At 66.5% G+C, this 11,827-nt stretch carries 11 protein-coding genes; 6 read left to right on the top strand and 5 right to left on the bottom strand.

Annotation, left to right across the window (positions count from 1 at the left end; genetic code table 11):
- Positions 1–44: 44 nt before the first annotated feature.
- The 3 genes from EBN03_RS31275 (at position 45) to EBN03_RS31285 (ending at position 3,218) form a co-directional block, all read left to right on the top strand.
- Positions 45–956, top strand: a complete 912-nt coding sequence (locus tag EBN03_RS31275; RefSeq protein WP_122191773.1) for an alpha/beta fold hydrolase — start codon at positions 45–47, stop codon at positions 954–956.
- 76 nt (positions 957–1,032) lie between these two features.
- The gene (locus EBN03_RS31280) at positions 1,033–2,166 is read left to right on the top strand and encodes an alpha/beta hydrolase family protein (RefSeq protein ID WP_122191774.1); all 1,134 of its coding nucleotides are present in this window, start codon (positions 1,033–1,035) and stop codon (positions 2,164–2,166) included.
- 356 nt (positions 2,167–2,522) lie between these two features.
- On the top strand, positions 2,523–3,218 hold the full coding sequence (locus EBN03_RS31285; RefSeq protein WP_199743046.1) for a class I SAM-dependent methyltransferase: 696 nt from the start codon (positions 2,523–2,525) through the stop codon (positions 3,216–3,218).
- Positions 3,219–3,441: 223 nt separating this feature from the next.
- Here the strand turns inward: EBN03_RS31285 and EBN03_RS31290 are convergent, their stop codons facing one another.
- Positions 3,442–3,897: a LysR substrate-binding domain-containing protein gene (locus EBN03_RS31290; RefSeq protein WP_267899323.1), complete on the bottom strand. Its 456-nt coding sequence runs from the start codon at positions 3,895–3,897 to the stop codon at positions 3,442–3,444.
- 803 nt (positions 3,898–4,700) lie between these two features.
- Between EBN03_RS31290 and EBN03_RS31295 the strand changes: the two genes are divergently transcribed.
- The 3 genes from EBN03_RS31295 to EBN03_RS31305 all read left to right on the top strand — a co-directional run bounded on the left by EBN03_RS31295 (position 4,701) and on the right by EBN03_RS31305 (position 7,512).
- The gene (locus tag EBN03_RS31295; protein ID WP_122191776.1) at positions 4,701–5,987 is read left to right on the top strand and encodes an acyltransferase family protein; all 1,287 of its coding nucleotides are present in this window, start codon (positions 4,701–4,703) and stop codon (positions 5,985–5,987) included.
- 64 nt (positions 5,988–6,051) lie between these two features.
- A complete protein-coding gene (locus EBN03_RS31300; protein WP_122191777.1) occupies positions 6,052–6,957 on the top strand; it encodes an SGNH/GDSL hydrolase family protein in 906 nt (301 codons plus the stop codon).
- Positions 6,958–7,245: 288 nt separating this feature from the next.
- Positions 7,246–7,512, top strand: coding sequence for a cupin domain-containing protein (locus EBN03_RS31305; protein WP_122191778.1), 267 nt, complete (start codon positions 7,246–7,248; stop codon positions 7,510–7,512).
- 258 nt (positions 7,513–7,770) lie between these two features.
- Here EBN03_RS31305 and EBN03_RS31310 read toward each other — a convergent pair whose 3' ends face one another.
- Genes EBN03_RS31310 through EBN03_RS31325 form a run of 4 tightly spaced genes read right to left on the bottom strand, consistent with a single transcriptional unit; the run spans position 7,771 to position 11,825 of the window.
- On the bottom strand, positions 7,771–8,829 hold the full coding sequence (locus EBN03_RS31310) for a helix-turn-helix transcriptional regulator (RefSeq protein WP_158675796.1): 1,059 nt from the start codon (positions 8,827–8,829) through the stop codon (positions 7,771–7,773).
- On the bottom strand, positions 8,774–10,366 hold the full coding sequence (locus EBN03_RS31315) for a cation:proton antiporter (RefSeq protein ID WP_233608762.1): 1,593 nt from the start codon (positions 10,364–10,366) through the stop codon (positions 8,774–8,776). Before EBN03_RS31315 ends, EBN03_RS31310 begins: the two co-directional genes overlap by 56 nt.
- The gene (locus EBN03_RS31320) at positions 10,363–11,070 is read right to left on the bottom strand and encodes a class I SAM-dependent methyltransferase (RefSeq protein ID WP_122191781.1); all 708 of its coding nucleotides are present in this window, start codon (positions 11,068–11,070) and stop codon (positions 10,363–10,365) included. The genes EBN03_RS31315 and EBN03_RS31320 overlap by 4 nt, the downstream gene beginning before the upstream one ends.
- Positions 11,071–11,084: 14 nt before the next feature.
- Positions 11,085–11,825 (bottom strand): thioesterase II family protein, encoded by a 741-nt coding sequence (locus tag EBN03_RS31325; RefSeq protein ID WP_122191782.1) that lies wholly within the window; start codon positions 11,823–11,825, stop codon positions 11,085–11,087.
- Positions 11,826–11,827 lie beyond the last annotated feature (2 nt).

Raw genomic sequence — 11,827 nt, forward strand, 5'->3', positions numbered from 1 at the left:
GGCACACCACTCCGTGAAAACGAGACAGCCACAAGGAGATCCCGATGACCCTCCAGCACGACAACCTCTCGCCCACGCTGCTCGCCTGGGCCGAGCAGGGCCGCGTCGTCAACCCCAACGGCATGGACATCTTCGTCACCGAACACGGCCCCCGCCAGGCTCCCACCTTGCTGTTCATCCACGGGTTCCCCACCTCCAGCCACGACTGGCGGCACCCCGTCGCGTTGCTGGCCGCCGACTACCATTGCGTCGCCCTGGACCTGCCCGGATTCGGGCTGTCCGACAAGCCGATCGCCTACAGCTATTCGCTGTTCCAGCAGGCCGACACGGTCGAAGCCGTCGCCGCCGCCCTCGACCTCGCCGATGTCCACGTGATCTCCCACGACATGGGCACGAGCCTGCACACCGAACTGCTGGCCCGTAAACACCGCGGGACCCTCACCTTCACGCTGGCGTCCTCGACCTTCCTCAACGGCAGCATCCTGAAAACCCACGCCCAGCTGACCGAATTCCAGAAGATGCTCGAAACCCCCTCCCGCATCCCCGAAGCCGTGCAGGTGTGCGCGCAGATGCTGCCCGACTACGTGCCCGGCCTGAAGCAGATCATGACCCGCCCCGACCGGATCAGCGACGACGACGCCCAGGTCATGACCGAACTCATGGCCTACCGCGGCGGCAACGCCCGCTTGCCCAACGCATACGGCTACGTCCGTGAGCGCTACCTGCACCAGCAGCGCTGGCTCGAAGCCCTCATCCACGAATCCGAGACCGCGCCCGTGCAATTGGTGTGGGCGATCGACGACCCCGTCGCCGTGATCGCCATGGGCCGCTCGCTGGCCGAGATGGCACCCAACGCCTGTTACACGGAAGTCCCGGACAGCGGCCACTTCCTGCCCTTCGAAAACCCGCAAGCCGTCGCCGCCGCCGTCACCGCGTTCGTGCCCATCAGCCACTGATCGCCCGGCCACCTCCGAACACTCTGTCCCACAACCAGATCCACACCGATCCCCGCACTCTGGAGAACCGATCCCTATGTCCGCATTCTGGCCGCTGTCGGCAACCGTGCTCGCCTGCCTGGCCGCGCTCCCCGCCGTGCCCGCCGCCGCTGCTCCCACACCCAGCACCGGCGTCATCGAATCGATCGAACCCCTGCCCACAGCGGCGACACCACCCGGCTCGGTCGACGCTGCCCGCATCATCTATTCGACCACCACCGCGGGTGGAGCGCCCGCCACCTCCAGCGGCGCGGTCTACTTCCCACCGGGCCAGCCACCAGCAGGCGGCTGGCCGATCATCGCCTGGGCACACGGCACACTCGGCTTGGCCGACGAATGCGCCTACTCCGTGCGCGGACCCGCCGAGGTCGACCGGGACTGGGCCTACCTCGGCGCCTGGCTCAACCAGGGCTACGCCGTTGTCGCCTCCGACTACGCGGGCCTCGGCACCCCCGGCGGGCAGCCCTACCTCAACGGCAAAGTCGAAGCCGCCAATATCGTCGACGGCGTCAAAGCCGCCACCCGCCACTACCAGAACTTGTCCAACAAATGGGTTGTAGTCGGCCAATCCCAAGGCGGAGAAGCCGCCATGTTCACCGCCCGCTATGCCACCGAATTCGGCGGCGGCGAACTGGACTACCGCGGCGCGGTCGGCACCGGGGTCCCCGCCTACAACGAAGAACTCATCGGTCTGACCGGACCGGCGTTCCCGCCGATCAAACTCAGCGGCTACAACACCCGCGCCACTCTCTACGTCCTGAACGGACTGGCCACCAGCCACCCCGACCTCGACATCGACTCCTACCTCACTGACGCAGGCCGCTACTGGTTCACCCGCGCCCAACAGATCTGCGGAGACGACATGTACACCGAACTCACCGATGCCGGAGTCTCGCTGAAAGACCTGCTGGCCCGCCCGCTGGCCGATCTTCCGCCCGGGGTGCTGCACGACGACCTCGCCCTGCCCGAAACCGGTTTCGACAAGCCGATATTCATCGGTCAAGGCCTGCGCGACACCAACATCATCATGCCCAACACCCTGCGCTACGCGGCCACCCTGACCGCCAACCATCAACCCCTGACCCTGCACACCTACCCCACCGACCACCCCGGCACCGTCAACGCTTCCCTGGTCGACTCGATCCCCTTCGTCGCCAAAGCCTTCGCCTGACCCCATCACCAGCGGCGGGCCGGACCACCACCGGCCTGCCGCCGGACCCGGCCATTGACCGCGGCTCACCATCCGGCCGACGCCGACAGGCAATCTCAGCATCGCCCCTGTATCGGTTCCCAACCACTCCTTGCGGCCGCCCGCACCTAGCTTCCCCGGCGTGGCCAGGTTGCCGAGGAGATGAAACGTCGCCACCCAATCCAAGTGTTCGCACACTGAACAGAGGACTCAAGCTGCGTGCCCCTGACCTGCGACTTCGTCTTCAAGTGGGCCTAACGCTCCACAACGCGAACACCCTGACAGCGGTCGGGCCGCAGATCCGAGTCCAACCAGTAGAGGGCGACGCATTCGGGGACATGCTGATCGACGAGCTCGGGGCGCCAGGGGTAGCGGAGATCGTCGAGCGTGACGACGGCCACATCTTCGCAACACCTGCCGCTCGCTACGTCGCCGTCGGCGAAGAGTGGCCAGAGCTGGACCGGGCGGCGGTCGCGGCGTGTGCGGGACGTGTTCTCGACGTCGGTGCCGGCGCAGGTCGGGCGAGCCTGGCCTTACAGCAGGCCGGTGTTCCAGTGCTGGCGCTGGACACCTCGGCGGGCGCGATCGCGGTGTGCGGCAGCAGGGGCGTATCCGACACCTTCCACGGCGAAGTCGGTGAACTGGCGAATCAGGACCAGCCGGTGTGGGACTCGGTATTGTTGCTGGGCAACAACCTCGGCCTGCTTGCATCACCGAAGCAGGCGCCGCAGTTTCTGGATGCGCTCGCGGCGGTGACCAGCCACGGCGCGCGGATCTACGGTCGTGGCACCGACCCGTACCGGACCAGCGACCCACTGCACCTGGAATATCACGACCGCAACCGGACCGCAGGCCGACCAGGAGGGCAACTACGGTTGCGTGTGCGGCACCGCCGCACCGCCACCGGGTGGTTTGATTACTGGCTAACCTCGGCCGATGAACTCGTCGAAGTGTTGGCGGCGACACCATGGCGGCTCGAAGACCTGCACCACAGCGACCAGCAGGATTACCTCGCCGTCCTGGTCAAGCGGTAGACGGTACGGCCGAGTGGCGGACCGCTTCATGGCATGGGAATTCGGTTGCCGACGGCCAAGTTGGCGCGTTTGCTGAGGTGATGACACGGCGATTCCCAGACTGTGTACCACTTCTCCGGGATGGGCGGCTACTGCTGCGCGAGCACCGCGCCGACGACCTGCCGGCGATCGTCGAGCAGTGTAATGACGCGGGCATGCTCCGGTACACCACAGTGCCCAGGCCCTACGGTCCAGACCAAGCCGCCGAATTCCTGGCACGCGTCAAGTCAGCATGGGGCCGGGAATCCCGAATTGTGCGTGCGATATCGACGAACGATCGGACCAGAGCGCTTTCTCGGCAGCCGCGCCAGCCGACCGCCACCTCGTTCGGCGGCACATCGACGATCGGGATCAGCCGCACGCCGGGAAACGGGATCCACCGCGCGTACGCCACCGTGATCACCACTCCGGCTCCGGTGGCGACCTTGGGCAGCTCCTCGAGCAGTGAATTCGAACGCGAGACCACAGGCGCGGCGCCTCCGCCGCGATGAGCCCGCAGCTCCCAGAATGCATTCCAGACCGGGTCGCCGGTGGTCGCGCCGAGCAGTGGCTCGTCCAGCAGTTCCCTGGCGCGGACCGAGGTGCGGCCGGCCAGGCGGTGCCGCGCGGGAACCATCACCATCAGCGGCTCGGCGAACAGTGTGTCGAATCAGACCCCGTCGTCGGCGAACGGCCTGCGGGCGAAGGCCACGTTCATAGAATTTCTCCTTTCCTTCAACGAGATCGGTGCGTCTCATCACGTGCATGGGATTGCGGGGATGCACGGCGCGCCGGGTGTGAGCGTCGTTGCTCTCGGGGAAGACCTTAAGCGGGGAGAAGGGCGAACGGAAACCACTCTTCGTAGTGCCTCGACAATGAACTGTTGTCTAATTCCGGTTACCGGCCAGTCCGCCGAACCCCAGGCCGACCCGACCCCGGCCGCCGCCGGGGCAGTTCCGGTTCGACACGCCCACCGGCCGACGCGATCCCACGATGCTGCTCCAATTCCAGCAACCGACGCACTCGCTCCACTACATCACCTTCGCAGTCGATTCACTGCTCCATCAGCTGGGCATGAACCCCGCCCCTTGCCGACCGGCTCACACCATTGCGGAACGGCGCCGCACCACCGGAAACAGCCCCGCAACCACTGATTCAAGGGCCTCTTCGCGGCGGACTATTGTGTTCGATGAGGCCCGACTCGCGCCTAAACCACAGTAATTTCTTGTGACCTATCCGGAAACTGCGGTTTCTCTTGCGCTCCGTCGAATTTTAGTATTTCCCGATGTGAGCGGAACGGCTCACGGTCGCATGTAGTTCGACGTCACTCGAGGAAAATCCCCTCCCCTATGCATGCGCCTCCGAGCTCGAATAATCGGTCACTGACCGAGTCGATACCCGCCGGCCGCCCTACACGGCGGCCGATGACATGCCCACCACTCAGCCAGCATTCGAAGGAAAGCGATGACTCAGACCGTCGCGACGCACCACGCCGCGCAGCGGGGCCGGCCCCGGCCGCCCACGGAGGAGATCGATCGGCGCCGGCCTGCGCTGCCGTCGCTGACCGGAGCCCGATGGTGGGCGGCGTTCGCCGTATTCCTCCTGCACGCCATGGTGTTCCTGCCGGTCTACCCGTTCCAATGGTCGGCCCTGTTCCGCCGGATCGACTGGTTCGCGCCCATGCAGCTGGGCGCGTGCGGAGTCACCTTCTTCTTCGTGCTGTCCGGCTTCATCATCTACTGGTCGTTCAAACCCGGCACCGACGTGCGCGCGTTCTACCGGCGGCGGGTCCTGAAGATCTATCCGTCGCATCTGGTCGGTATGGCGGCCTTCATCCTCGCCGCCGGTGGCATTCCGTGGTCACACCTGCACGTGTGGCTGCCGAACCTGCTGCTGGTGCACACCTGGGTGCCGACCTGGACCCTGGTCGGCGGACTGAACGTGCCGTCGTGGTCGCTGGGCGCGGAAATGCTCTTCTATCTGACCTTCCCGTTGTTTCTGCCGGTACTGCGGCGGATCCCGTCCCACCACCTGTGGCTGGCCGCCGCAGTGATCTTCGTCCTCATCGTCGCCCTGCACACCTCCTACTACCTGTGGGTGGACGGCCCGAAGGGCATCACCAACGAATTCGCACCCCGACTGCGGGCACCGCACGACGTCTCACCGCACTTCGAACCGCACGCCGACCCGCGCTGGTTCACCCTCGACACGATGGCGCCGCCGCGCTCCTACTGGCTGAGCTACACCTTCCCGCTCACCCGGCTGCCCGAATTCCTGCTCGGCGTGCTCACAGCGCGGATGGTGCTCGAGGGCAAGTGGCGCAACACCCGGATCTGGCCGCCGTTGATCGCGCTGGCCGCCTCGTTCGTGGCGACCTGGTTCGTGCCGGTGAACTACAAGATGGGCGTGCTGCTACTGGTTCCGACGACCGCGGTGATCGCCACGATGGCAGCCCGGGACCTGGCCGGCGTCCGGGGACTGAACGCATCACCACCAATGGTGTGGCTGGGCAATGTGTCCTTCGCCTTCTACCTGATCCAGTACCCGGTCATGGCCGCGGTCACGCGCTTCCTGATCGGCGGCCACTCGTTCGGGTTCCTGGGCTGGCTCGGCTTCGCGGCGCTGTGCCTGGCGCTGTCGGTCGGCGCCGGCGCGCTCATCTACCACTGGGTCGATTTGCCGATCATGCGGAATCTCGCGCGCGGCAAAGAGAGGCCGAGGGCGGCCGCGGCTGCTGTACACGCCGCATAGGAACCCACACGATTCCCCCTGCCCCACAGCCAATACAGATACATCACTTGTCGATTGAAGAACCATGAACAAACCCGGTAAGCGGCTCCTGTGGATCGGTCTCGCGGTCGTTGCCGCTGCTGCACAGCTCGGGGCGGCAGGGGCGGCCCATGCCGACGATGCCGCCACACCCGGCAAGTCCCTTGTCGTCCTGGGTGATTCGATGGCCGCGAACGTGCCCTACGAGTGGCACACCGGCGGGACGATCTGCAACCACGGGGCGACGTCGTGGCCGAATCAGCTCAGTACGCGGCTGGGGACGGGTCCCGACGACTTCGTCGACGAATCCTGCACCGGCGCGACGATCGACAGCGGACAGGACTACACACTGACGGTCCAGGCCCGCGCGGCGGCGGCCGCCGACGCGTTCGGTCCGCAGACGAAGATGGTCGCGCTCCAGTTCGGGCTCAACGACACCTGGCGTGACGGTGAACCCAACCCGTACTCCCAGGTCTTCGTGAACTGTGCGATCACCGCCGGGCTGCTGTGCAGCAACGACGATCAATCCTGGGTGACCGACGACCACGGTCTCAACGGCAGCCACTACGCCGACAAAGTGCGAAAGGTGGTGCAGTACATGCGCTACTACGCGCCCGCCGCCAAGATCGTCCTGGTCGGCTATCCGCAGGAGTTCGTCCCTGGGCAGAACACGCTGTGCGTGGACCTCGGCCCGGTCCAGATCCAGGAGCACAACGGCGCGGTGGCGGGATACTTCGACCGCTTGGAGGCCGCCCAGCGCGACGCCGCTCAGCTGCTCGGCGTCGAATACCTCGATGTGCGCGCACTCAACGCCGGTCACGAGGAATGCGCCACCGATCCATGGGTGCAGACCTTCGACCTGCCCGACGTCGGGCTGCCGCTCGTGTTGCATCCGCGACCGCAGCTCGAGACCGCGGTGAGTGAGGCGCTGGCCGCCGAGGTCGCCGGCTGACACCCCGCGCTTCTCGGTGAGACAGTCAGCAGTGGCTCGTCGTGAAGGTGGCCGGGTCGATCGTGTCGGCCATGCGCCGGTAGCCCGCCGGGCTCGGATGCAGGCCGTCGGGCTCGCGTACGGCGCGAGCAGTGCCGCCGGATTCGCTGGATCCCTGAGTACGGCATCGAAACTGAAGCTGAGACCGTTCACTACACCAGGATCGAGACGACGCCGGATGGTGGTTCGAGGTTCACAGACGAGCAGCTCCCGCTGTCGGTGCGTCCTGTGGCGGCTGGAGTGGAACCCATGGCAACCGGCGAATTGGCCACTGCGGGAGTGGTGTTCGTGCGCAGCGGTGGATTCGACAGCGCACCCCATACGGCACCGGCGCGGCAATCGGTGGTGATGACTCGCGGCACGATCGAGGTTACCGTCACCTCAGGACAGACGCACGTGTTCGGTCTGGGAGATCTCTTGCTGGCCGCCGATGTCGATGGGCTCGGGCACAGCACGGTCACATTCGGCGATCCGCCGTTCGAAGCTCTGTTCATCGCAGCGCGCGAAGATGCATGAACCAGGCGAGCACTCGCAATTCGGTATGAGCGCGCCCTGCCGGCGGGCGGGAGTCGTTCGGGCGCGGGGGTGGTGGAACAAATGCAGGTCGGGCCCGGCATCAAGCCGGGCCCGACCTGCATTTGATGGGTGGGCACAGCCTGCTGGCGCTGGAGATCTGACGTCCATTCGCGGGCGTAGGGAGTGAGTTGGCGCTTCACATCCTGCCGCTGAAAAAACCGCCTCTTTCAGCTCACCCCGCGCCCCGCGTCACCAACGTCACGACCCGCAACAACTAGGGCCCGCAGGCGCTTGTGCGGGAAATACGCACAGACCTGCCCACAACGACCGTCTACTCGGCCGCGTCATCAACGTGTGCAACAGCCCATGCCGCGATCTGAGCGCGTGAGGTGAAGCCCAGTTTGGTGAGAATATGCTCGACGTGCCCCTGCGCGGCCGCAGGGAAATGACCAGGCGATCGGCGATCGCCCTGTTTGTCAGTCCCTCGGCGACGAGACCGGCGACCTGGCGCTCGCGCGCGGTGAGACTCCCGAGCCGACTATCCGACGACGAGGTGGCACAGGATCGCTCGCTGAGTGCGAAAGCGACCGCGGCATCGAGACCCATCGCGGCGCCCTCGTGGCGTGCCGCGGCGAACGTGCGCGCACCGAGCGCCCGGCTGCTGCGCTGCTCGCATTCCTCACGTAGGCAGAGCAGAGTGCGAAGAATGGTGGAGCTACCGACCAGGCGTCCCAAGGCATCCGACGCGCCCATGAGGACAGCCGCACGCCGAGCATCGTGCTGCTCCCCCGCAGTCCAGGCCAGCATCTCGAGACACCCGGTCGCGACGAGCGGATCGGTGACCCTGCGGGCCAATCGAATTCCGTCCGCGAGCGAGCGTGCGGCACGGTCGGGTTCACCGCCGCGCCACGCGGCGAAGCCCGCTGTCCACAGTGCATGCGACCGGTAGATCGTTTCACCGGCGGATTCGGTGAGATCGACTGCCTTCTCCAGACAGCCGAGGGCCCTGTCGGTTTCGCCCAGTAGGCCGTAGGCCCATCCCAGCGAGATCCGAGCGTCCAGCTGCATCTTGCCGTCACCGCAGAGCATGTAGGTGCGCAGCGCGCATTCCAGATCGGCAAGGGTCCGGGACGGATCACCCTCGCCACCGGTGAGAACGTAATTTGCCCGGGTGTGCGCGAGCAGCGCCGGGACCATCGGGTCGGTGGTCTGCTCGGCCAAGCCGGCCAGTTCCGTTACGTGGCCGGCGGCGGTCTGCAGGTCATCCTGAAGCCCGGCCATCAAGGTGGCGGCGAAGAGCGCCTTGGCCCGGTCCACCGTCGGGCCGCCGGACGGGCGGGCGAGAATCCGCTCGTACCACCGGCGCCCCTCGCTGATCCGGCCCCGTAACATCCAGAACACGTACAGGGCGGTGACGATCCGCAGCCCGCTGTCCTCGGACTCGGTCAGGCTGAACTCCAACGCCTTCGAGATGCTCGGTAGCTCGCGCTCCAGCCGTCGGGCTCCGGTTGGCCGCTGGATCCGATTCGGGTGCGGGCTTCCCGCTCACCGCGATAGAGCCCGGTTCTCGTTTTCGCGCACGTGCCTCGATGAAACGGAAGGCGGGGGTGGCAGTGAACGTGGTGACCAGCGCCATCACGGTAAGGATGGTGTACAGGGCGGGGGTGATAATGCCTTGGGTCAGGCCGATGTTCACCAGCACCAGCTCCATCAGGCCGCGGGCGTTGGCCAGGGCGCCGATGGAACTCGCTTCCCGCCAGTTCATTCCGTTGGCACGCGCGGCGAGCGTGATCGCGCCGAACTTGCCGCCGAACGAGACCACGAGCACCACCAGAGCAACGACCAGTACCGACGGCTCGAAAACCAAGCTCAGTCGGGTGTTCAGGCCGGAGAAGACGAAATAGGCGGGCAGCAGCAGGTACGAAACCAGCGGTTCGAGTCGGGTGCGCATCATGTCCACGAAGCGGTCGCGCGGTACCACCACGCCGGCCAAGAACGCCCCGAACACCGAGGAGGCTCCCACGAAATCGGTGAACCACGCACTCACCAGACCGAGGACCAGGATCACGACGAACGGACCGATCGGCAGGCCGCCGACGAGGGCTTCGGGTCGGTCCCAATAGTCGAGTCTGCGCAGCACCGGTCGCGCGATCAGGATCATCACGAGGGTGAACCCCACACCACCGGCGAGCGCCAGAATCGCGTCGGCTGGATTGTGCCGGGCGAACGCGATGACGACGGCGAGCAGTATCCAGGCGCACGCGTCATCGATGGCGGCGCACGACAGCGCCATCGTGCCCAGCCGGGTTCGGCCGAGACCGGAATCCTGAATGATCCACGCCAACACGGGAAACGACGTGACGGCCACGGCGGCGGCCAGGAACAGTGCGGCTTCCCACGGCGTGACCTTGCCGGTGAAATAGCCTCCCCGGACGGCTAAAACCAAGCCGGTTGCGCCACCCAGCAGCATCGGCACGACGACACCGGTCGTCGCCGTGATCCCGGCCGTGCGCAGATGTGAGGTGAAAATGCTTGTGTCGAACGATGTTCCGACCAGAAACATGTAGAGCACGAGGCCGAGTTGGCCGACCGCATAGAGCACGGTGAGCGTCGGATGGGGGACGGCCGCGTCGGCGATCCGGAGCGTGGCGGGGAACAGCCAATTCTGAGCTGCCGGCCAGGCAGCACCCAGAACCGAGGGGCCGAGCAGAAACCCGGCGGCCATGATCGCGACCACCTCCACTTGGCCCATCCGCCGGAATACTGACCACAGCAGCCGGTAGGCGACCAGGATCGCCGCCATCTGCAGGAAGAAGTGCGTAGATACATCGGGTAGCGACGGATAGACGTTCACCGGCGCAGCACACCCACGTTCGAGCTCAATGCCAGCCCGCTCCATCCGGTCTCCGCGATCAAGTCCTGGACGCCGACGGTGTACCAGTCGTTGACGTACTCGACGGTACGCAGAATCCGCTGCTGCCGGGAGACGGTCCACCGGGTGCGCCACCGCATCAGATCAGGTCCGGCGGGTTCACCGGATATCCAGCCCTCGTAGTCGTCCTCGCCGACCGACTCGCGGGCGAAGCGCATCTCCGGCATCGAGGCGGGGGCGGGCAACGGGATCACTTCGACGATGACCGGTGCACCCGCTGGAAGGCGGTCTGCGAGTCGCTGCCACAACGCCGTTCGCTCTTGTCGGTCGAGATGGCCGACCATGCCCAAGAGCACGACGGCGGACAGGCGGTCCGGCAGTGGTGCGTTCTGGGCGGTGTCGGCCAGGACTGTGACCCGGCGGCGCAGATCATCGTCGGACACGACCCGGCTGAGCAACACCGCCCGCATAGCGGTCGCCGGCTCGACGGCGAGGATACGGGCATCGGGCAGCGCGGCGGCGATGGTCTCGACGGCACGCCCGGTGCCCGCACCCAAATCGAGTACCGGGCCGTAGCCGGTGTCGACGTCGGCGAGCGTTTCGGTGAGCAGCCTCGCCGTTTCGGTCTGCGTGCGGGCAGCCAAGTCGTAGAACTCGGCTACGGGTGAATACGATTCGGACATCATGTCTTTCGGTCTCGTCACGGGGTGGATGGCTGCGGCAGAACAGCAGCCAGCAGGGCCGCCACCACGCGGGCGCGATGCGGCACGAGGTAGAAGTGGTCGCCCGGGAACCGGCGCACTGCGAAGGCGCCGGTTGTCTCGGTTCGCCAGTCCCCGGCTTCGGCTTCGGTGAGTTCCCTGTCCTCTTCGCCGAGGAACACCGTTACCGGACAGCGCAATACGGTGCTCGGCACCGCTCGATAGGTCTCGACGAGGCGGTAGTCAGCCCGGATCGCCGGCGTCATTACGTCGAGGAGCGCGGGGTTGTCCACCAGCGGGCGGTTCGCCGCGCTGAGGCGCAGTAGCTCGGCACGCAATCCCTCGGAGTCGGCGCGGTGGACCTGTCCCGCGCGATGGTGCGCTGGAGGCTGCCGGCCGGAGACCACCAGGTGAGCCACCGGGCGGACGCCGGCCAACCGTTTGGCCACCTCGTGGGCCACCGCGCCACCCATGCTGTGCCCGAACAACACGGTCGGCCGATCAGCCAGCGTGCGCACCGCTTCGGCAGCCTGATCGGCAAGGTCGGACAGGTCGGCCGGAAACGGCTCGCCGAACCGGTCCTCGCGACCCGGATACTGCACTGCGACCAGGTCTACCGTGGTCGGGAGATACGGCACCCAACTCCGGTAAGCGCTGGCCGCGCCGCCGGCATGCGGGAAGCACACCAGGCGAATGACGGCGTGAGGATACCGGGTGAACGGCCGCAGCCACGTATTCATGG

This window comes from Nocardia stercoris (genome assembly GCF_003696265.1).
GTDB lineage: Bacteria > Actinomycetota > Actinomycetes > Mycobacteriales > Mycobacteriaceae > Nocardia > Nocardia stercoris.

What these genes read in the sequence shown, in the direction of transcription:
- EBN03_RS31275 (WP_122191773.1), top strand. Translation starts at nt 45, where the DNA reads ATGACCCTCCAGCACGACAACCTCTCGCCCACGCTGCTCGCCTGGGCC.
- EBN03_RS31280 (WP_122191774.1), top strand. Translation starts at nt 1,033, where the DNA reads ATGTCCGCATTCTGGCCGCTGTCGGCAACCGTGCTCGCCTGCCTGGCC.
- EBN03_RS31285 (WP_199743046.1), top strand. Translation starts at nt 2,523, where the DNA reads ATGCTGATCGACGAGCTCGGGGCGCCAGGGGTAGCGGAGATCGTCGAG.
- EBN03_RS31295 (WP_122191776.1), top strand. Translation starts at nt 4,701, where the DNA reads ATGACTCAGACCGTCGCGACGCACCACGCCGCGCAGCGGGGCCGGCCC.
- EBN03_RS31300 (WP_122191777.1), top strand. Translation starts at nt 6,052, where the DNA reads ATGAACAAACCCGGTAAGCGGCTCCTGTGGATCGGTCTCGCGGTCGTT.
- EBN03_RS31305 (WP_122191778.1), top strand. Translation starts at nt 7,246, where the DNA reads ATGGCAACCGGCGAATTGGCCACTGCGGGAGTGGTGTTCGTGCGCAGC.
- EBN03_RS31320 (WP_122191781.1), bottom strand. Translation starts at nt 11,070, where the DNA reads ATGATGTCCGAATCGTATTCACCCGTAGCCGAGTTCTACGACTTGGCT.
- EBN03_RS31325 (WP_122191782.1), bottom strand. Translation starts at nt 11,825, where the DNA reads ATGAATACGTGGCTGCGGCCGTTCACCCGGTATCCTCACGCCGTCATT.